This window comes from Micromonospora sp. NPDC000089, from assembly GCF_042899365.1.
Taxonomy (GTDB): domain Bacteria; phylum Actinomycetota; class Actinomycetes; order Mycobacteriales; family Micromonosporaceae; genus Micromonospora.
Window position 1 is genome coordinate 1 of the sequence record NZ_JBIAZT010000022.1, and the last position, 19,614, is coordinate 19,614.

The window sequence follows — 19,614 nt, forward strand, 5'->3', positions numbered from 1 at the left end:
GGGGGGGGGGGGGGCGCCGCGCCGGCAGGGGGGGGGGGGGGGGGGGGGGGGGGGGGGGGCCCCGGGCCGGGGGGGGCGGGGGGGGGCCCGGGGGGGGGGGGGGGGGGCGCGGCGGGCCCCCCCCACGCCCTTGCGACCGACGAACGCGTTCGTTACGATCGCGTTATGACTCCCCGCCGCGCTCCCGTCAGTCGCCGCGACCGGCCCGCCAAACCGCCGCTGAGCCGTGCCGGCACCGTCGGGGTGGCGCTGCGGATCATGCGGGAGGAGGGGCTGGAGCGGGTCACCATGCGCCGCCTGGCGGCCGAGCTCGACACCGGCCCGGCCTCGCTCTACGTCTACCTGCAGAACATGGCCGAGCTGCACGGGGCCATCCTCGACGAGCTGCTCGCCGAGCTCGACCTGCCCGCGCCGGGCGGTGCGGTCGACCGGTGGCGCGACGACCTGCTGCGCCTGCTCACCGGCTACACCGAGCTGTTGATCCGGCACCCGAGCCTGGCCCGCTCGGTGCTGACGCTCCGCCCGTCCGGGTCGAACTACGTCCGGTTGATCGACACGCTGCTCGGGCTGCTGCACGCCGGCGGCGTGCCGGTGACCCAGGCCGCCTGGGGCGTCGACCTGCTGTTGCAGCACGCCACCGCCACGGCCGCCGAGCAGGGCACCCGCGACCAGGCGGTCGACGCCGCCGACGAGCAGCACGTCCTGGTCAGTGCCCTGGGTGAGGTCGAAGAGGGCGACCACCCGAACGTCGTCCGGGCCCGCGACGAGCTGTTCTCCGGCACCGGCACGCAACGGCTGGCCTGGATGTTCGACGTCCTGGTCACCGGCATCGCGACCGTGCCGACCCCGGTGTCCGACCCGCGCTGAGCCGGCCACCCCGGTCGGCTCTTCTGTTCGCCCATGACGAACATGTTCGTCACGAACCCGTTTCCAGGAGGAATCATGACTTCCATCGCCATCGTCGGCGCCGGCCTCGGCGGCCTGACCCTCGCCCGGGTGCTGCACCTGCACGGCATCCCGTCCACCGTGTATGAGCTGGACCCCTCGCCCGAAGCCCGGACGCAGGGCGGCATGCTCGACATCCACCACCACAACGGCCAACCGGCGCTCCGGGCGGCCGGCCTGTTCGACGAGTTTCAGCAGCTCATCCACGCCGGTGGGGAGGCGATGCGGGTCCTCGACAAGCACGGCACCGTACACGCTGAGGAGGCCGACGACGGCGACGGCGGCCGGCCCGAGGTCGACCGCGGCCGACTGCGCCGGATGCTGATCGACTCGCTGCCCGCCGGCACGATCCGCTGGGGCAGCCGGCTCACCGCGGCCCGACCGCTCGGCGGCGGCCGCCACGAGCTCACCTTCGCCGACGGCGCCACCGTGGCCTGCGACCTGCTGGTCGGCGCCGACGGCGCCTGGTCGCGGATCCGGCCGCTGCTGTCCGCCGCGAAGCCCGCCTACACCGGCGTGTCGTTCGTCGAACTCGACCATCTCGACGCCGACGTGCGGCACCCGCTGCCGGCGCGGCTCGTCGGCGACGGCATGCTGTTCGCCCTCGGCCCCGGCAACGGCTTCCTCGCCCACCGCGAGCCGGACGGCAGCCTGCACGTCTACGCCGCGCTGACCAAGCCCGCGGACTGGATCACCACCGTCGACTGGGCCGACCCCGACCAGGGCAGGGCCGCCCTGCTGGCGGAGTTCCACGACTGGGCGCCCGAGTTCCACGCCCTGATCACCGAGGCCGACGGCGCCCTGGTGCCGCGCGCCATCCACGCCCTGCCGATCGGGCACCGCTGGGACCGGGTGCCCGGGGTCACCCTGCTCGGCGACGCCGCCCACCTGATGTCGCCGTTCGCCGGCGAGGGCGCCAACCTCGCCCTGCTGGACGGCGCCGCGCTCGGCCAGGCCATCGCGGCCCATCCCGGCCGGACCGAGGCGGCCCTCGCCGCGTACGAGGAGGAGCTGTTCCCACGCGGCGCCGAGGCCGCTGAGGAGGCCGCGCGGAACCTGCGGATCTGCTTCGACGACGCCGCCCCGCAGAGCCTGCTCGACCAGTTCGCCGCGTACGAGCACGAGCGGTGAGCGTCCGGCGGCTACGCGTCGGGGTGTCGCCGGTCGGGTCCTTCCCGCCGCAGCGCCGCGTCCAGCCGCTCGAGGGTGGCGGCCATGCCGGCCCGCAGGTGCGCGGCGCGGTCGCGGACGCCCACGGCCCGCTGCACGAGGCGTACGGCCGCCAACTGCGGCCGGGCCCGGGTCATCGACTCGGTGATCCGGGTGCCGCCCTCGACCGGCGTCAACTCGTAGCGCCAGGACGAGGAGGACGGCCAGCCGGTGGTGAAGGCGAACGCCCGCCCCGGCGTGGCCTCGGTGACGGTGGCGGTCGTCCGCCAGCGGTAGAACCGGCCGATCCGGTTGCTGCCGGTGAAGCGCCGGCCCGGCTCCCGCCAGCTCGCGGCGTACGTCTCCGGGCTCCACTCGCCCATCCGGGTGATGTCGCTGAGCAACGCGTACACCCGGTCGGGCGGGGCCGGGACGGTGCGGCTGACCTGTACGGCGAGCGCGGGCCGGGCGGCGTGGTCGGCGATCAGCCGGCGGGCCAGCCGCGCGGACGAGGCCGGATTCTGACCGGTGTAGAGGTTGCGGTCCACCACCACGTACGGGCGCAGCGGGACGCGGCCCTTCACGTAGTGCGCCCCGCCGGCGACCAGCCGGTCCTCCAGCAGCCAGGGCGCCTCGCGAGCGAACCGGTTGAACCGCTCCTCGGTGTTGGACAGCCCGGTCATGGTGTAGCCGGCGAACGGCCAGCCGCCGTCCTCGGCGGTCGCGGCCAGCGCCGCCGCCGGCGCGTGGCACAGCAGCGCCACCGGCATCCCGGAGCGCAGCGCCCGGGTCAGCAGGGCGCCGGAGGTCGGGTCCACGGCCAGGTCCTCCATCGGGCCGTGGCCGCCGGGGTAGAACACCACGTCGTGGTCGTCGAGGTCGACCTCGGCGAGGTCGCGCGGGTGGGCCAGCTCCTCGGCGTGCGCGGCCAGGTAGCGCCGGTGCCGCCGCAGTCGCCAGGGAGCGCCCGCCGGCATCCGCAGGCTGAGCCGGTCGACGGTCGGGGCCACGCCACCCGGGGTCGCCACGGTGACCCGCCAGCCGGCCCGGACGAAGAGCCGGTGCGGTTCGGCGAACTCCTCCGCCCAGAAGCCGGTGGGATGCCGCGTCCCGTCGCGCAGCGTCCAGTGGTCGGCCGCGGAAAGGACCATCAGTACGGCAGGCATGACTGCTCCCCAGATTCCGAACCAACAAGTTCGGTTCAGTTATAGCACCGAATCGCGTCGATACCAAACCAGCTGGTTCGGTTCACCGCTCGGCACCACGGTGGGGGATGGCGCCGCTACGCACCGGCCGGGGGGCGGAGCAGGCGTTCGGCCGCCCGCCGGACCAGGTCCCGGGACGCCTGCGCCGGGTCGGCGCCCTCCGGCGCCGTCCGGTGCAACTCCGTCGGCGCCATCAGCCAGGAGGTGGCGAGCGCGATCAGCGCGGCCAGCAGCTGGTGCGGCGGCCAGGACGGGTCGACCGCGCCGGAGCGCTGCGCCTGCTCGATCACCGCGATCTTGTTCCGGTAGCCGGCGAGCCGCTGCTCGGAGACCCGCTCCGTCCGCCCTCGCTCGTGCAGCCAGGCCCAGACGGCCGCCCGTTGCAGGTCCGGCCGGGCGGCGAAGGTGTCGTGCAGTCGGACGGTGTAGTCGACCAGGTCGGCGGTGATCGGCACCGCCCGGGACAGCTCCTCCAGCCCGACCTGCATGACCGTGTCGAACAGCGTCTCCTTGTCGCCGAACCAGGCGTAGATCCGCTCCTTGCTCGCCCTGGCCCGTTCCGCGATCCGGTTGATCCGGGCGCCGTCCACGCCGTGCTCGGCGAACTCCGCCATCGCCGCCTCGACGACGCGCTGTCGGGTCTCCAAGCCCCGTGCCTGTGCCGCTTGAGACGTCATCGGCCCACGCTATCCCAGGCGTCCGCGACCCCTGGCCGGCCGCGACCCGGCCGTGGCCACCGCCACCTGCCCGGGGCGCTCGGAGCGCCGGTGGTCAGCGGTTGAGGTAGGCGGCCAGGCCGCCGAGCTCCTCGCTGGCGATGAACACCGACCGCACGTTGAGGATGGCCTCCTCGACGTGGGCGTCACAGCCCCACGCGGAATCGCCCCAGGAGTCCGCGATCTTGATCCGGGCCGGCTCGGTGCACCCCTGCGCGCCGCCGAGCTGGCACTGCTCGGGATGCGGCCTGGCGGCCTGCGCGGCGGCGGCGGCGCGCATCCGGTCGGCGAGCTGAGCGGCCGCGGCGGCACGCTGCTCGGCCTCCGCGCGCAGTCGCCGTTCCGCGCGGACCGCCGTGGCCAGCTCGTCATGAGCCGCCCGGGCCCGCGCCTCGGCGGCCGCCTTCGCCTCCTCGACATGGTGGCGTTCGATGGCCAGGGCGGCGGTGCCGGCGAAGACCCGGGCGAGCGCGAGGTCGGCGTCCTGCGGCACGCGCGGGGTGCGGTGGTACATGGCGAAGGTGCCCAGCAGGCCGCCGTCGCGGGCCAGGATCGGGGTGGACCAGCAGGCGGCCAGCCCGGCCCGCCCGGCCAGGTCGCGGAAGTCGGCCCAGAACGGGTCGGTGGCGATGTCCGTGACGATGACCGGTTCCCGCCGGTGGGCGGCGGTGCCGCACGAGCCGACCCCCTCGCCGGCGGCGATCCCGTCGATGGCCCGGTTGTAGAACTCGGGCAGGCTCGGCGCGGCGCCGTGGCGCAGCTGCCGACCGTCCGGGTCGGCGAGCAGTACGGAGACGAGCACCTGCCCCGGGGCGAGGTTCTCGATGCACCGGGCCATGCCGTCGAGCACCTCGGCCAGCGGCGCCTGCCTGGCGATCTGCTCCAGCAGGGCGCGGTGCTCGACCATCAGCCGCTGGGCGTGCTTGACCTGGGTGGTCTCCACGCCGATCACCCGGATGCCGGTGACCGCGCCGGCGGCGTCGCGACGTGGCTCGTAGGTGAAGTCGAAGAAAGCCTCGCGCGCCCGCGCGCCGGTGCCGAGCACGATCCGGGCGTCCCGGCCGGTGTAGGGCTCGCCCGTGCGGTAGACCTCGTCCAGCCGGGCGATAAGGCCCTGCCCGGCCAGTTCGGGCAGCAACTCGGCGACCGCGACGCCGGTCCGGGCCCGGTCCTCGCCGATGGCAGCGAAGAACGCGGCGTTACCGGCCTCCACCACGTGCGCCGGCCCGGCGAGCGACGCGAAGACGGCGATGGACTCGCCGAACAGCGCCCGCAGATCCTCCTTCGCCGCCTGCCCGGCAACCGACGCGCTCACCGCGGTCGACCGCTGCCTGCCGCCTCCGTCATGCGCCGGCCCCCTCTCCCGTACGGCCTGGTCGGATGACCGAGGGTGCGCCGTTCGGTGACGTGGCAAGAGTACGGGGGAGGAGCGTCGGCCGCCGAGGGCGACGGCGCGGGGCGGGTCGTCCGGCGGGGATCAGCGGGCGGGTGATCAGCCGGATCACTCGGCGGGCAGCCGCTGCGCGGCGGCGTCCGATTCCGGTGAGGCGGCCCAGGAGGCGAGCAGGCGCAGCGCGTCCTCGGACGGTGAGCCGGGTTCCGCGGCGTAGATGGTCAGGGTGAGACCGCGCTCGGCCGCCAGCTCCAGGCCCTCGTACGCGAGGGTGAGGTCGCCCACGACGTGGTGGTGGAACCGTTTCGCGCCGGTGCCGTGGTGGCGGACGTCGTGGGTGCCCCACCGGGTACGGAACTCGGCGCTGCGGGTGGACAGCTCGCCGACCAGGTCGTGCAGGTCCTTGTCCCGGGGGTCGCGGCCGGCCTCGGTGCGCAGGATGGCGACGCAGACGTCCGCGGCGGAGCCCCAGTCGGGGTAGAAGTCGTGGGCGCCGTCGTCGAGGAAGGTGAACCGGGCGATGTTCGCGGGGCGTTGCGGGTCGGCGTACACCCGGTCGTAGAAGGCCCGGGCCAGCTGGTTGGCGGCGAGCAGGTCCATCCGGCCGTTGCGGACGAACGCCGGCCCGCCGGTGACGGCGTCCAGGGTCCACTGCAGGCTGGGATGCGGGGTCCACTGCCGGGTACGCCGTCGTCGGCTCCTCAGCAGGGCGCTGCCGTCCGCGGCGCGGGCCAGGTCGAACAGGTGGGCCCGTTCGGCGTCGTCGAGCTGCAGGGCGCGGGCGATCGCGTCCAGCACGCTGGCGGAGACCCCGGCCAGGGCGCCGCGTTCGAGCTTGGCGTAGTACTCGATGCTCACCCCGGCAAGGGCGGCCACCTCGGTGCGGCGCAGGCCGGGGACGCGGCGGTTGGTCCCGGCGGGCAGGCCGGCCCGCTCGGGGGTGATCTTGGCGCGCCGCGAGACGAGGAACTCGCGGACCTCGGTGCGGTTGTCCACGGCTCCGACGGTACGTCGGGCGGCCGGGCGCCGGGGTGCCCTGCCAGTACACCCATCAGCGGAAACTCCCCGCTCGGCGGAAATCGCGGTTCGCTGGATCCCGGCACCGACCGAAGGAGAACCCCGATGCGTTCCGCAGTCCTGCACGCTCCCCGTGACGTCCGGGTGGAGGAGGTCGACCAGCCCCGGATCCTCGCCCCGACGGACGCGATCGTGCTGGAGCGGGCCGCCGAGGCGTACCGGGCGATGGACGAGCGCCGTGCGATCAAGGCGCTGCTGCGGCCGTGACCAGCACACCGACGAAGGTCGACCCGACGGCGGCCGCACCCGCACGTGCGGGTGGGGTCGGCCGCGGGCTGGCGGTGGTCCTGGGCCTGTTGACGGTCTTCGGCCCGATCTCGATGGACCTCTACCTGCCGGTGCTGCCGGCGCTCACCGTCGAGCTCGGGTCCACCACCTCGACGGCGCAGCTCACCGTCACCGCGTGCCTGCTCGGGTTGGCCTTCGGCCAGCTCGTCGCCGGGCCGGTGTCCGACCGGTACGGCCGCCGCCGGCCGTTGCTGGCGGGTGTCGTCGGGTACGTCGTCACCTCGACGCTGTGCGCGCTCAGCCCGACCGTCGAGGCCCTGGTCGTGGCGCGGTTCGTCCAGGGGCTGGCCGGCGCCGTCGGGATCGTCATCGCCCAGGCCGCCGGCCGCGACCTGTACTCGGGCCCCGGGCTGATCCGGTACTACGGCCGGCTGACCGTGCTGGGCGGGTTGGCCGCCGTGGTCGGGCCGGTGGTCGGCGGGCAGCTCGCGACCGTCACCGACTGGCGCGGGCTGTTCCTCTTCCTCGCCGCGGTGGGCGTCGCGATCCTCCTCGCCGCGACCGTGGTCCTCCGCGAGACGCTGCCCCGCGAGTCGCGGACCACCGGCGGGGCGACCCGGACGGCCGGCGACGTCCGGCGGCTGCTCGCCGACCGGGTGTTTCTCGGTGCCGTCCTGGTCACCGGCTGCACCAACGCCGCCCTCTTCGCCTACCTCGCCGGGGCGACCTACGTCCTGCAGGGCGGGTACCGGCTCACGCCGCAGGAGTACAGCTTCGCGTTCGGCCTGAACTCCCTCGGCTTCATGGTCTTCGGCCACCTCGGCGGCCGGCTCGCGGAACACTGGTCCGAGCGGGGCGCCCTGCTGCTCGGGCTGGCCGTCTGCGCGGCCGGGGCCGGCGGACTGCTCGCCACCGCGGCGCTGCACCTGCCGCTGGCCGCCATGGTCGGGTCGCTGTTCACCATGGTCGGCGGCGTCGCGGTCAGCGCCGCGCCCGCGACCTCGCTCGCGCTGGCGCACTACCCCGACATCGCCGGTACGGCGTCGTCGCTGCTCGGCGCGGCCCGCTTCGGGTTCGGTGGCGTGGCCGCGCCGCTGGTCGGCCTCGGCGGCGCCGACGACGCCGTTCCGCTGGGCGTGGTCACCGTCGGTGCCGCCGCGCTCGCCCTGCTCGGCTACGCCAGCACCATCGGTCGCGCGCCGAGCCCGTCCCACCTCGAACCCGCCGCGCCGGACGCGGCGGCCCGACCACGAAGGAGCATCAGATGATCACCAGAAGCGGAACGCACCCCGCCGCCAAGGGCCCCGCGGTGTGCTTCACCGGGGACGTCACCGTGCAACCCCTCTTCGCCGAGGAGGAGGCCGCCGCGTACGGCGGCGCGTACGTCACCTTCGCGCCCGGCGCCCGCTCGGCCTGGCACGTCCACCCGGGCGGGCAGCGGTTGGTCGTCACCGAGGGCGTCGGCCGTACCCAGGAGTGGGGTGGGCCGGTCGAGGAGTTCCGCGCCGGTGACGTGCTGTGGTGCCCGCCCGGCGTGAAGCACTGGCACGGCGCGGCGCCGAACTCCACCATGACCCACCTGGCGCTCACCGGCGTCCGTGACGGCCGGAACGTCGAGTGGCTGGAGCAGGTCACCGAGGAGCGGTACGGCGCCGCCGGCCCGGACGAGTCCCCGGAGACGACCGTCGGACCCGGCCGACCGTCGAGTTGAGGACGTTCGCGTACCAGCCGGCCACCGCGCCGCACCGGTCCGGCGCCGCTCAGGGTGGACCTGGCGGGACCGGGCCGGTGCGGGCGTGCCACTCCGCCTCCTGGTCGGGCGGGCCGGCGCAGTAGCGGGTCGCGGCGTCGGCCAGCGTCCGGGCGGCGCGGCGGACATCGGCGAGGGAGATCCACTCGTCGGTGCCGTGCGCGCCACCGCCACCGGGGCCGAAGACGAGACAGGGGCGGCCGGTCGCGGCGAGCACTGCGGCCTCCGTCCACCCGGTCAGGGCGACCGGGCGGACGGGCAGCCCCTGCGCCGAACCGGCTCCGACGAGCGCGTCGACCAGGGGCCCGCCGACGGGCGCCGCGAAGGACTCGCGGATGGTCCAGTCGTCGCCGGGGAGCGTACGGGCCAGCCGGGCCGCGTCGTCGCCCGGCCGCACCACCAGGCGGAGCCGGACCAGGTCGTGGTCCAGTCGGCTGACGCGTACCCGGCTGCGGTGGCCGGGGCTCAGCAGGGTGATCCGCCGCCGGGCCGGGTCGGGGCGCAGGAAGGCGGTGACGCTGCCCGGATGAGCCGTACCCGGACGCAGCCCGGTGTCCTCGGCGACGACGGCCGCGTCCCAGGCCACCGCCGGCAGGAGCGCACGGATGCCGCGGCTCGCGTGCTCCTCGTCCGGTACCAGCAGCGCCCTCACCGTGCCGGCGGGGACGCCCCGGGCCAGTACGCCCAGGATGGCCGCCAGGCCGCCCTTCATGTCGGTGGCGCCCGGGCCCCGCACGTGGTCGCCGGAGAAGTGCGGCGGGTACCACCGGTAGGTGTCCAGGTGCCCGACGAGCAGCAGCACCGGCGGGCGACCGGTGCCGGCCTGCGCCAGCACCCCCGGCCGGCCTGGCAGCCCGGCCACCGGCACCAGGTCGGCGGCCACCCCGTGCGCCGCGCACCACGCGGCGCAGAACTCCGCCACCGCCCGCTCGCCCGGGCCACCCGCAGCCGTCGCGGGATTGGCCGAGTTGACCGACACCAGCGCCCGTACCAGCTCGTCCAGCCCGGCCGTCCAGTCGTCCCGCACGGCTCACCGCCGCCCGAGCGTGGCCAGGTGCGACGGCGGGTCCGGCGAGCCGAGGGACGGGCGCCAGTCGCGTACGGTCAGGCCGGCGCGCCGGGCCAACGCGGTGAACTCCGGCCGGTCGTAGCAGCGGATCTCCTCCCGGACCGGCTGGTCCGGCCGGTCCAGCCGCCACCGTACGTCGACCAACCGACCGGTGCGCTCGTCGAAACCGATCCGTTGGCCGTGACCGGTCCGCCGCCCCGGCCGAGGGTCGGGTTCCTCCCGGACCTGGCCGTGGCGGCGCCGCCACCACGCGGGATCGAACACGTCGACCAGGAGCGTCCCGTCGTCGGTGAGCCACCCGGCGATCCGGGTCAGCAGCGACAGTAGCGAGTCGTCCGGGCCCACGCCGAACCCGGACCAGTAGGTGACGACGTCGAAGCGGCGCTCCGGCGCGAAGTCGTGGAAGTCGGCGGCCAGCACCACCAGGCGGCCGGGCCGCGCGGTACGGCAGTGCCGGCGGGCCAACGCCAGCCGCGGCGGGCTCAACTCCAGCGCCAGCACGTCGTGGCCCAGATCGGCGACGGCCGCCGCCGTGCCACCGTTGCCGGCGCCCAGGTCGAGCACGTCGCCCCCGCCGAGCCCGTGGACGTGCCGGGCGCGTAGCCGGTCGCGCGGACTGATCCGGCTAGCCAGCAGCCAGGGCGCCGTCCGGTCGTAGAACTCCCGGGACAATCTCCACCCCATCTCCGGCTCGGGCCCGGACCTCGCGGAGCAGCGCGTCGCCCAGCCGGTCACTGGGCTCCAGCACCGAGCACTCCGACCACTCGTTCCAGGCGTGCAGGAACACCACGTTCAACTCGGGATGCCAGCGCCGGTTGAAGGCCAGCGCCTCGTCGAGGAACTCCCCGAACGCCTCCGGGCTGGTGCCGGCCACGATCGGCGCCTGCGGGTAGCGGTCCCCGGTGCGCAGCCGGCCGAGGAACTCGCCGCGCACCGAGGCGTCCCAACCGGTGCAGACGACCGGCAGGAAGGGGCGGCGCGACCGAGCCTGGAACTGGTGCCACTCCCGCACCCGCCGCCGGATCAGGGCCCGGTAGTCCTGCACCGGCGGCCCGGCCCAGGTGGGCAGCAGCCCGTACCCGGTCACCGCGTCGATCGGCAGCGCGTTCACCAGCGCCAGGCTGACCTCGTCGATCTGGCCGACCAGCCCGAGCAGGTACGGCTCCAGGCCGGTGCGGCGCTCGATGGCGACCCGCGCGTAGCGCAGCATGATGCCGAATGTCGCGGTGCCGTAGGTGGCCGCGAAGTCGGTCAGGTTCAGCAGGGCGCAGACCGGGCGGCCGTCGATGGTGAGGGCGGTCGGACCGGCCAGGTACCGGTCCGACCACTCCCGCAGCAACGTGCGGTACTGCCGCCAGGTCAGCTCGGTTGTCCGAGCCATCCGGTCAGCCCTGGATCCGGCCGAACATGTGGCGGGCCGTGGCGAGGCTGATGTGGTCGGCGGCCTCGGCGCCCGCCGGGATGTTCGCCGTCGCCTCGACCACCTGGTCGACCAGGCCGATCGGGACGTGGGCGAAGCCGGCCTCGCGCAGCGCCTGGCTCAACTCCGCCACGTTCACCTCGACGCCGGCGCGACCGCCGACCACGGCGTGCACCTTGTTGGCCAGGTCGGCCAACTGCGCGACGGTCAGCCGATCCCCGCGCTCCGCCAGCTGCTCCAGCAGCGCGGCCAGTGACTCGTTCTTACCCCAGTCGCTGCTGTTGTCGTCGTCGTACGCCATTACCGCTCCTTCGTGTGGTCGTCCCCCGAAGGTCGGGGGTGGTCAGGTGACCTCGGCGAGCAACTCCTCCAGCTGCCGAGGGGTCAGCTGCGCGGCGGACCCGGGTCGCTCCGCCGCGGGGTCGCCGACCAGCGTGGCGACGGTGGAGAGCAGCGCCGCGACCCGGGTCGTCGACATTCCGCCCAGCCGGTGCCGGCGCAACACGGTCGCCACCGCCGCCAGGCGGGGCGGCTGTGGCCGCAGCCGGCACAGCTCGTCGACGACCCGGCGCAGCGTCGCCAACGTGAGGGGAGCGTCGGCGCTCACCGGGTGTCCCCGCGCCGCGGGGTGCCCGAGTCGGCGCTGGGCGGCGGGCGGCGACGGACCGGCGGGGTCGCCGGCAGGTCGAGCCAGGATTCGTCCCACTCGTCGATCAGCCGCTCGAAGTCGCCGATGGTCAGCTCGTCGATGCGCCGGTCCTCGACCGCCGCGTCGGACGGCCCGGCGTCCCGTGGCCCGGGCAGCGCGTCGCCGGCCACCACGGGGAACCGGTCGTGCGGCAGCCGCACGCACCAGGTGCCGCCGACCGTGAATCCGGCGTCGCCCGCGACCTCGCGGGCGACCTCCATCGGCCGGTCCATCACGAAGCCCCGCGCTCCCCAGTAGAGGAAGTAGGTGAAGCCGCCGATGCCGGCCGCCCGCGCCTGGTCGATCTGCCGGGCGGCCACCGCCGCTTCGGTGTCGTCGTAGCGCCCGCCGGCCGGCTCGGCGGGTGGAAGGTGGCCGGCGAAGTAGGGCCGGAAACCGTCGAGCAGCGTCCACTCGTCCACCCCGGGCCGGTAGGGGTCGGCGTGCCAGCCGGGATAGACGTACGCGATGAACTGCGGCCCGGTCATCCGGCCACCACCGGCTCGGCGCGGTAGTACTCGCCCGGGACGAAACGCAGCCCGGCGTTGACGCTGCGCCCCGCGGGGCCGCCGGGCAGCAGGCGTACCGGCAGGCAGCGGAAGTCGAAGCTGACCCGGGCCCGGCCGGTGGTGTTGACCAGGTTGCCGTGCCGTCGGGAGACCGCGGAGAAGGTCACCACCTGCCCCGGGCGTGCGACGAAGGGATGCAATTGTCGGTCGTCGTCCTCCACCCAGACGCTGTTGGTGCCGAATGCCGCGGTGAGCGGCAACCAGAATGTGATCTCGCCGGCCGGATGGTGATATTGCGCGTCGGTGTGAAAATCGCCCACCGCGACGTTCCCCGGCTGGTGCACCCGGAATGTGGGAACCGCCTGGTAATAGACCGGTTCGCCGATGCGCGGGGCGACCTGCTCCCGGATGAATTGGTCGTAGAGCGGGCGCCACTGCTCGAAACCGGCATAGAAGGACCGGTGCCAGCGGCTCGCCTGGTCGCTCTCCCGGGTCCACCGCGGGTCGTCGGACCGCAGCGCGTTCAGCTCGTCGACCTGGAGCGACCGACCGACCAGCGCGGGGAACGGATACGTCGCCAACGGGTAATCGTCGATCGACCACAACTTGTCGGCCGGCATCAATTCCTCCCCACCGTGGCGCATTCTTCGGTACGCCTGGCAGGAGCCTAACTATTGATCACGGCGGAGGATATGGTCTGTCGACTTCCCGATTTGATCGTCGGGGCCGCCTAATTTCGGAGCAACCCGACAAGTGGCAGACTTCCGGTGCGGTTCCGCGCGTCACTGCATTTCACGCAATTCCGGGATCGGCTGTCGGTTCCGGGCCGGCCCACCGGTCGGCGCCGACCTGCCCCCGTCCGGCCCACCCCGGGGGTACGGGCCGGACGCGGGCACGCCGCTCGTCAGCTGCCGGCCGGCCGGGGCGCGATCACGCAGTTCGACCTGCCGGACTGCGCGTCACCGTTGACGGCGGTGACGCAGAACTCGTAGTTCCACACGCCCGGGAAGAGGAACGCGATCCCGTGGCTGGTGCCGGCGCTCTCCTCGTACGTCACCGCACCGCCGTTGATGTTGCGGACGGCGACCCGGTAGCCGGCGGCCTGCGCGGAGCCGTCCCAGGTGAGCTGGACGGTGGTGGGGTCGACCGAGGTGACCCGCAGGTTGGTCGGCGCCGGTGGGGTGCCGCCACCGATCAGGACGGGCGGGGCGCCGCTGGGCAGCCCGCCCCCGGCGGCGTTCCAGCTCTCCACGGCCACGACGTAGCGGTGGCCGGGGATGAGCCCGTCGATGTGCGCCGACGTGCCGGCCACCCCGACGCCGTTGACGAAGGCGCCCGGGGTGTCCTGGTCGTAGGTGAGCACGCCGTACCGCTGGATGGACGACGTGTGGTCGCCGGTGGGTGCGGTCCAGGAGACGTCGACCCCGGTGGCGGTGGCGTGGGTGACGATCTTCGACGGCCCGGGGGCGGTCTGCGGATGCACGGTCGCGCCGACCACGGGGGACCAGGCGGAGACACCGTCGCCGTTGTCGGTGCGTACCTGGGCCTCCCAGCGCTGCCCGTCGGCCACCCACGCGTTGTCGTACCGGTTGCTCGCCACGTGCAGCTCGTTCCAGGTGGCCGCACCGACCAGCCGGTGCCGCACCGTGTAACCGAACGCCCCGAACACCGGGTCCCAGGTGACGGTGAAGCCGATCTCGCTGCCCGTGGCGGTGACCCCGCCCGGGACCGGCGTGGGCCGCCACGGGACGGTGGTGGGCACGGCGGGGACGCTCGCGCCGATGCCGTACCCGTCGTGCAGGGTCTTCTCGAAGGCGTGCGCGATCTGGAACTCGCCGAGCGCGTTGGGGTGCAGGCCGTCGTAGCCGGCCGGGCAGCCGCCCACCTCGCAGCTGTAGTTGCCGCGCCAGTCGACGAGCTTCACCGGTGAGTTCGCGGTGCTCCAGGCGGGGATCGCGGCGGCCAGCATCGCGTTGTAGCGGTCGGTGTTCACCGGCAGGTCGTCCCGGCCGCCGATCCGGGTGCGCTGCGGCACGTTGGCGAGGGCGAACCTGACGTCCGGCTTCGCGGCGCGGGCGTTGTCCACCAGCGACTTCATGCTCGCGAGCGTGCCCTCGGGCCCGCTGACGAACCAGCCCATGTCGTTGAAGCCGAGCCCCACCAGCAGCAGGTCCGGCTGGTAGGTGGCGACCTGCTGCCGGATCTGGTCCTTGTCCTGCGCGGCCTGCCGGCCCCACACCGAGAAGTGGCTGCTGTCGAACGGCGCCGCGGCGGCGGCGTACCGGCCCGCCGCGTTCACCGCCAGCGAGTCCACCTCGGTCTGCCCCTGCATCCGGGGCGGGGACGGGGGCGCGGCGCCATCGGGCTCGCGGGTGCCGTAGTACGGGCCGACGAAGTCCACCGACACGTGCTGGTCCATGAACCACTGCCACAGCCGGTAACGCCAGGTGTAGTCACCCTCGTGGCCCTGGCTCATCGAGTCACCCACCACCATCACCTTCAGGGTGCCGGGAAGGCTCGACCGGCCGAACAGGGCCTCGCCGGCCGAGACGAAGGCGTCGGAGACGTACGTGGTGAACTCGTCGAGCTTGGTGGCGAGCCAGTACAGGGCGTCCTTCATGGACTCCTTGATCCAACCGCCCGCCCGCCCGGCCATCTCACCGATGGACGCCCGGTACTTCTCGAACAGCGGGCGCATCTGCGTCTTGGCGAAGTCGTTGAGGCCGCTCTCCCAGGCGACCGCGCCGGCCGCCGCGACGACCGAGTACCCCAGCGCCTCGGCCCACTGCTTCGGGTCCGCCTGCTTGTGGTCGACGAAGATGACGATCGCGTTGTAGACCATCGTGCCGGTGAACGCGCCGAGCCCGGCGCAGACCGGCCCGGCGAGCGGCGCTCCCTCAATGAAGAACGCGTAGCAGGAGACGCGGATCGCCAGCTGGGTCAGGTAACCCACGATCCCCGCGACCAGCTTCTGCCACCAGCTCGCCGCGGTCTGGGCGGAGTCCACCGGGACGATCACCGAGATGGTCTGGCCGACGATCTGGACCCGGCCGTCGAAGTCGACCCAGGCGTTCAGGTCGGCCTGGGACACGCCCATGCTCACCGGATGGTCCTGGACGTTCCGCTTGAAGGTGTCGCTCAGGGGCCCGGCCGGCGTGAGCTCGTCGAGCCAGGTGAGCAGTAGCCCACTGGGGATCCTCGCGATGTCCGGGTTGGTCAGGTCGACCTGGAGTTCGGTGTCGGACGCGGCCATCGTGAGCTGCCACGGGCCGGATTGTGGCGCGAGCCGGTGTGGCTCCGCCGCCACCGCCCGGGCCGGCACCCCGGTCAGCAACAGCAGAAGCGCGCAGAGCGCGGCCAGGAACGGGCTGCGAGCCCGTGGCATCCTCATCCGTCGATTCTCTGTGCTCCGGTCTCCAAGATCATGACGGCGGTGTGAACATCAGGCGACCGGGTGAAGGGGCCGGGTGCCCGTTTTCGGTGGTCGGCGCCGCAGGTGCTCCTCCACCGCGTACCGCGGCAGGCTGCCCACCTCCATCAGCGCGACGTACCTGGGAGGACGGGTGGCCGCGCTGCCTGCGCCGCGAACTCGAATCGGTTTTACCGGCGACCCGCCGGCCGACGGTTCCGTGGCGTCGGCGAATAACACCGAGGCTAATCAATGTCAAGTGATCTATGTCACCTCAAGGTGCCCTATAAATGCTAAGACAGGTTGAGCTGCGTAGATTTGAGTGAGGCGTGGGCACAGTTTCACGCCACCTATTCGGTCGCGATGGCCTAGGGGTTCCTCGCTGCGTGTCGCCCTTGTTATGGTCGGTCCACCTCACAGGGGATGAATAACGAGCTGTGACCAATCGCGATACGGGACGGGGGTACCGTGCGGATCCTGCATATCGCTGGCCCATTCGTGGCCGTTCCGCCTCCGGATTACGGGGGAATAGAGAGAGTGGTCGCGACGTTGGGCGGCGCCCAGCTTCGCATGGGCAACGAGGTCACCACCTTCAGCGTCGGTACTGGCAGCCCGGAAGGGTCGCTGGCCTGGTTTTATCCCGATGTGACGGGCGGCTGGGATTGGGCCGACGAATTCATTCAGGCTGCGCGGGCACTGGGGATGAGCGGTGATTTCGACGTCGTTCACAACCATACCGCGCTCGGTGCCGCGGTCATGCACCTGTCTCGGGCGCCGGGCATCACCACGCTGCACAACTTCGCCAACCAGTCGGGCCGCCTCGACAAGATTCCCCGGCTGAATCCTGACGCCAACTACGTCGCGATAAGCGAGAATCAGCGTCGGTTGGCCGGAAACCTCAACATTCTCCGCGTGATCCATAACGCGATACCCGACGAATCGTTCGCGGCACCGCCGCGGCTCGGAGCGCCGGGTGACCACCTGTTGTTCGTCGGTCGGGTGTGCGACAACAAGGGCACCCACCTCGCCATCGACGTCGCGCGTCGGGCCGAGCTGCCATTGGTGATCGCCGGACCCGTGCACGAGACGGACACGGACTACTTCGCCGAGCTGGTGGAGCCGTACGTCGACGGCCGGAACGTCCAGTACGTCGGGCCGGTCGCCGGCGCGACCAAGGCGGAGCTCTATGGACGCGCCCTCGGGGTGGTCATGCCGATCGGGTGGGAGGAGCCGTTCGGTCTGGTGGCGGTGGAGGCCCAGGCCCAGGGCACCCCGGTACTGGCCTTCCGCCGGGGCGCGCTGCCGGAGATCGTCGTTCCCGACGTGACCGGCTACCTCTCGGACTCGGTCGCGGAGATGGCGACGCAGGTTCCGCTGCTGAGCACCATCGACCGTGAGTCCTGCGCGAACGCCGCGCGGAGCCGGTTCAGCCCGGATCGAATGGCCCTGGACTACCTCGATCTGTACAAGACGCTGATCTAGAGGGTCGAGATGCCAGCCAAGCCGATGATCCTCACCATGACGGACGTCTCGGTGTCGTACGCGGCTCGCCGCCGGCGGCGCACCCGGGACCAGCCGCCCACCCTGAGCGGCATCAACCTGGAGATCGCCGCCGGCGAGGCCGTGGCCATCCTGGGTGCCAACGGCGCGGGGAAGACCACACTACTGCGGTGCATCTCCGGCCTGTTGCGGCAGAGCGCGGGGACGGTGGACGTGCTCGGCATGCGACCGCACCAACGGCAACGCCGGTTCCTCACCCAGATCACCATGATCTCCGGCAACCGGAGCCGGCTGATCCAGGAACTCACGCCCCGGCATTCCTACGAGCTGACGCGTGCCATCTACCGCATCGACAGAGCCACCTACGATGCGCGGCTGGACGACCTGACGCACCGCATGAAGGTCGCCCACCTCATGGATCGTGCGGTACAGCAGCTCAGCCTGGGTCAACGGGTCAGGTGCGACCTCGTGCTCTCGTTGCTGCACCTGCCGCGCCTGGTCCTGCTCGACGAGCCGAGCCTGGGGTTGGACGTCGAGGGCCAGCAGGCGGTGCGGGTGTTCCTACCGGAATACTGCGCCACCCAGGACGCGGCGCTCGTCATCACCAGCCATCAGACCCGCGACATCACGGACATCGCCCGGAAGGTCGTCTTCCTCAAGCAGGGGAGAGTCAGCTACCAGGGCGACCTGGACGGGCTGTTGTACCAGCGACAGCAGTTGTCGCGGGTGACGCTGCGCGGTGCCGGACTGGCGCGGATGACAGACCTGCCGGCGGGCCATGCGCGCCGCGTGACGTCCGTGAGCGTCCGGGAGGACGAGCTGTCATTCTCCGCGCCGAGCGCCGATGTACCCGGAATTCTCGCCTGGTTGCTGCAGAAGTGCCTGGTCGATGACGTCGAAGTGAGCCGACTCGGCCGCACGGAAGCGCTTGAGGGAGTTCTCCTAGCAGATGCTGACCAAGCTGCGTGACCATCGCTCGACAACCATCGCCGAAATCCTCTTCCGGCAGGCGTACGCGTACCCGGGGCGCTTCACGGCCAACCTGGTCGGAGCCGCGTTCCCGCTCATCATGATGATCGTCTGGTCCACGCTGCCGCCCGCAGACGGTGACGCGACCCTGCAACGGTCGCAGATCATCGCGTACTTCGGGGCGGCGGCACTCTGCTCGGCCGCCACGTCGAGCCGCGCGACCTGGAAGTGGGACCGCACCATTCGCGGCGGAACCCTGGAAGACTATCTGCTCGTCCCCCTGGGGCCGTTCTCCCGCATCATGGTCAGTGACCTGTGCGAACGGGTCATCGCGGTCCTGACCCTGCTTCCCGTGTTCCTTGCCCTGAGATTCCAGGGCGGCTCCTCATGGAACACGACCCAGTTCCTCGCCGGGCTGCTGCTGCTACCGGTCGCCTACGTCGTCTCCTGCCAGATGAACAGCATCATCGGGATGTTGGCCGCATACGTCCACCGCGTACGTCGCATCCACGAGGTCTTCTGGGGGGCCGGCGGCCTGCTGTCGGGGCTGGCCGCGCCGCCGCAGTTCTTTCCGGACTGGCTTCAGCACGTCGCCCAGCTCTCCCCCTATCCGATCCTGGTCGGCATTCCGGCTTCGCTGCTCAGCGGCACGGGCGGGCATCTCGCCGTCGCACCGGTCGTCGCCTCGGTGACGGTCTGGACGGTGCTGGTCACCACCGTTCAGGTGTTGCTGTGGCGACGGCTCCGGCAGACCCCGGGAGGTGTCGTCCATTGAGAAGGTCGTGGATCCCGGATGTGCAGCTCGCCTGGCGGGTGCTCGCGGTCGGGCTGGCCACCGAGCGACGGAACCTTGGCGTACTCGCGGGAAACGTGCTGCTCAACCTGTTCTGGGCGGGGTGGGCCCTGCTGCTGCTCGACATTCTCTACGGGAAGCGCGACACGATTCTGGGTTGGAGTCAGACCGAGTCCCTGACCATGCTCGGCTTCTATCTGATCCTGAACGGCGTACGGCAGGCGGTGATCAGCGAAAGCCTGGAGACGTTGGCCGACGAGTTGCAGTTCAAACGCTTCGACGACCTGCTGCTCATCCCCGCGAACACCAGACTGTTGCTCGGACTGAAGAGCGTCAATACCGCCGCGTTCACCGACTGCGTCAGCGGGCTCGGCATCGTCGTTGTCGCGACGAACAGGTCCGGAACCGGTGTCGGAACTGCGGGCCTGCTCACCTGTCTGCTGTTCTCGCTGACCGGCGTCTGCTTCATGTCCCTCCTGGGAACGGTCATGCAGTCGCTCGTGCTCATGACCCGGCAGACCAACGGGCTGGACGCTGCCATCAGCGCGTTGATGGAGATCTGCCGCTTTCCTCCGGTGTTCTACGGCGGCGCCGTCGCGACCTTCGTGCTGTCCTCCCCCGTCGCCTACTTCTCCGCCCTGCCGACCGAGGCGCTGTCCGAACCGTCGTCCTTCGGGCGGGTGCTGACCGCTCTGGCGGTGATGTCCTTCTCCCTGCTGGGGGCCGGCTACCTCTGGCGACGTGCGATCCGGATCTACACCCGACGTGGTGGGCACGGTTGAACCGAAACCGAC

Annotated in this window: 21 protein-coding genes; 9 read left to right on the forward strand and 12 right to left on the reverse strand. The window is 72.4% G+C overall.

Features of this window, described 5'->3' with window-relative positions; translation table 11 throughout:
* Nucleotides 1-165: 165 nt before the first annotated feature.
* Both ACFY3U_RS26350 and ACFY3U_RS26355 read left to right on the forward strand, forming a co-directional pair.
* Nucleotides 166-867, forward strand: coding sequence for a TetR/AcrR family transcriptional regulator (locus ACFY3U_RS26350; protein ID WP_387206453.1), 702 nt, complete (start codon nt 166-168; stop codon nt 865-867).
* Nucleotides 868-942: 75 nt separating this feature from the next.
* The gene (locus ACFY3U_RS26355) at nt 943-2,076 is read left to right on the forward strand and encodes an FAD-dependent oxidoreductase (RefSeq protein ID WP_387206455.1); all 1,134 of its coding nucleotides are present in this window, start codon (nt 943-945) and stop codon (nt 2,074-2,076) included.
* Between the two features lie 11 nt (nt 2,077-2,087).
* Here ACFY3U_RS26355 and ACFY3U_RS26360 read toward each other — a convergent pair whose 3' ends face one another.
* From ACFY3U_RS26360 to ACFY3U_RS26375, 4 genes are all read right to left on the reverse strand, one after another.
* Nucleotides 2,088-3,260 carry an SRPBCC family protein gene (locus tag ACFY3U_RS26360; RefSeq protein ID WP_387206457.1) on the reverse strand — a complete coding sequence of 391 codons (1,173 nt, stop codon included), beginning with the start codon at nt 3,258-3,260 and terminating at the stop codon, nt 2,088-2,090.
* Nucleotides 3,261-3,376: 116 nt separating this feature from the next.
* A complete protein-coding gene (locus ACFY3U_RS26365; RefSeq protein WP_387206460.1) occupies nt 3,377-3,976 on the reverse strand; it encodes a TetR family transcriptional regulator in 600 nt (199 codons plus the stop codon).
* Between the two features lie 94 nt (nt 3,977-4,070).
* Nucleotides 4,071-5,330: a GAF domain-containing protein gene (locus tag ACFY3U_RS26370; RefSeq protein ID WP_387206462.1), complete on the reverse strand. Its 1,260-nt coding sequence runs from the start codon at nt 5,328-5,330 to the stop codon at nt 4,071-4,073.
* Between the two features lie 186 nt (nt 5,331-5,516).
* A complete protein-coding gene (locus ACFY3U_RS26375) occupies nt 5,517-6,404 on the reverse strand; it encodes a helix-turn-helix transcriptional regulator (RefSeq protein ID WP_387206463.1) in 888 nt (295 codons plus the stop codon).
* Nucleotides 6,405-6,530: 126 nt separating this feature from the next.
* Between ACFY3U_RS26375 and ACFY3U_RS26380 the strand changes: the two genes are divergently transcribed.
* From ACFY3U_RS26380 to ACFY3U_RS26390, 3 genes are read left to right on the forward strand one after another with little or no spacing between them, the layout of a single operon-like run.
* Complete coding sequence (locus ACFY3U_RS26380) at nt 6,531-6,692, forward strand: hypothetical protein (RefSeq protein ID WP_387206466.1); 162 nt, start codon at nt 6,531-6,533, stop codon at nt 6,690-6,692.
* On the forward strand, nt 6,689-7,981 hold the full coding sequence (locus ACFY3U_RS26385; RefSeq protein WP_387206468.1) for a multidrug effflux MFS transporter: 1,293 nt from the start codon (nt 6,689-6,691) through the stop codon (nt 7,979-7,981). The genes ACFY3U_RS26380 and ACFY3U_RS26385 overlap by 4 nt, the downstream gene beginning before the upstream one ends.
* Nucleotides 7,978-8,424: a cupin domain-containing protein gene (locus tag ACFY3U_RS26390; protein WP_387206470.1), complete on the forward strand. Its 447-nt coding sequence runs from the start codon at nt 7,978-7,980 to the stop codon at nt 8,422-8,424. Before ACFY3U_RS26385 ends, ACFY3U_RS26390 begins: the two co-directional genes overlap by 4 nt.
* Before the next feature lie 49 nt (nt 8,425-8,473).
* Here ACFY3U_RS26390 and ACFY3U_RS26395 read toward each other — a convergent pair whose 3' ends face one another.
* The 8 genes from ACFY3U_RS26395 to ACFY3U_RS26430 all read right to left on the reverse strand — a co-directional run bounded on the left by ACFY3U_RS26395 (nt 8,474) and on the right by ACFY3U_RS26430 (nt 15,540).
* A complete protein-coding gene (locus tag ACFY3U_RS26395) occupies nt 8,474-9,490 on the reverse strand; it encodes a M20/M25/M40 family metallo-hydrolase (RefSeq protein WP_387206472.1) in 1,017 nt (338 codons plus the stop codon).
* A gap of 3 nt (nt 9,491-9,493) precedes the next feature.
* Nucleotides 9,494-10,204, reverse strand: a complete 711-nt coding sequence (locus ACFY3U_RS26400) for a class I SAM-dependent methyltransferase (protein WP_387206475.1) — start codon at nt 10,202-10,204, stop codon at nt 9,494-9,496.
* Nucleotides 10,158-10,913 carry a glycoside hydrolase family 99-like domain-containing protein gene (locus ACFY3U_RS26405; RefSeq protein ID WP_387206477.1) on the reverse strand — a complete coding sequence of 252 codons (756 nt, stop codon included), beginning with the start codon at nt 10,911-10,913 and terminating at the stop codon, nt 10,158-10,160. The genes ACFY3U_RS26400 and ACFY3U_RS26405 overlap by 47 nt, the downstream gene beginning before the upstream one ends.
* A 4-nt stretch (nt 10,914-10,917) precedes the next feature.
* Entirely contained in the window at nt 10,918-11,253 is a 336-nt protein-coding gene (locus ACFY3U_RS26410; RefSeq protein WP_387206479.1) for a hypothetical protein, read from the reverse strand.
* A gap of 42 nt (nt 11,254-11,295) precedes the next feature.
* On the reverse strand, nt 11,296-11,559 hold the full coding sequence (locus ACFY3U_RS26415; protein WP_387206481.1) for a hypothetical protein: 264 nt from the start codon (nt 11,557-11,559) through the stop codon (nt 11,296-11,298).
* Nucleotides 11,556-12,128: a glycoside hydrolase family 99-like domain-containing protein gene (locus ACFY3U_RS26420; RefSeq protein WP_387206482.1), complete on the reverse strand. Its 573-nt coding sequence runs from the start codon at nt 12,126-12,128 to the stop codon at nt 11,556-11,558. Before ACFY3U_RS26420 ends, ACFY3U_RS26415 begins: the two co-directional genes overlap by 4 nt.
* Nucleotides 12,125-12,769: a hypothetical protein gene (locus ACFY3U_RS26425; RefSeq protein WP_387206484.1), complete on the reverse strand. Its 645-nt coding sequence runs from the start codon at nt 12,767-12,769 to the stop codon at nt 12,125-12,127. The genes ACFY3U_RS26420 and ACFY3U_RS26425 overlap by 4 nt, the downstream gene beginning before the upstream one ends.
* Nucleotides 12,770-13,053: 284 nt before the next feature.
* Complete coding sequence (locus ACFY3U_RS26430; RefSeq protein ID WP_387206487.1) at nt 13,054-15,540, reverse strand: fibronectin type III domain-containing protein; 2,487 nt, start codon at nt 15,538-15,540, stop codon at nt 13,054-13,056.
* Between the two features lie 516 nt (nt 15,541-16,056).
* Here ACFY3U_RS26430 and ACFY3U_RS26435 point away from each other — a divergent pair.
* The 4 genes from ACFY3U_RS26435 to ACFY3U_RS26450 are packed head-to-tail and all read left to right on the forward strand — an operon-like array spanning nt 16,057 to nt 19,602.
* On the forward strand, nt 16,057-17,040 hold the full coding sequence (locus tag ACFY3U_RS26435; RefSeq protein ID WP_387206574.1) for a glycosyltransferase family 4 protein: 984 nt from the start codon (nt 16,057-16,059) through the stop codon (nt 17,038-17,040).
* Nucleotides 17,041-17,049: 9 nt separating this feature from the next.
* The gene (locus ACFY3U_RS26440) at nt 17,050-18,027 is read left to right on the forward strand and encodes an ATP-binding cassette domain-containing protein (protein WP_387206489.1); all 978 of its coding nucleotides are present in this window, start codon (nt 17,050-17,052) and stop codon (nt 18,025-18,027) included.
* Nucleotides 18,008-18,802, forward strand: coding sequence for an ABC-2 family transporter protein (locus tag ACFY3U_RS26445; protein WP_387206491.1), 795 nt, complete (start codon nt 18,008-18,010; stop codon nt 18,800-18,802). Before ACFY3U_RS26440 ends, ACFY3U_RS26445 begins: the two co-directional genes overlap by 20 nt.
* A gap of 20 nt (nt 18,803-18,822) precedes the next feature.
* On the forward strand, nt 18,823-19,602 hold the full coding sequence (locus tag ACFY3U_RS26450) for an ABC-2 family transporter protein (RefSeq protein ID WP_387206493.1): 780 nt from the start codon (nt 18,823-18,825) through the stop codon (nt 19,600-19,602).
* Nucleotides 19,603-19,614: the final 12 nt, after the last annotated feature.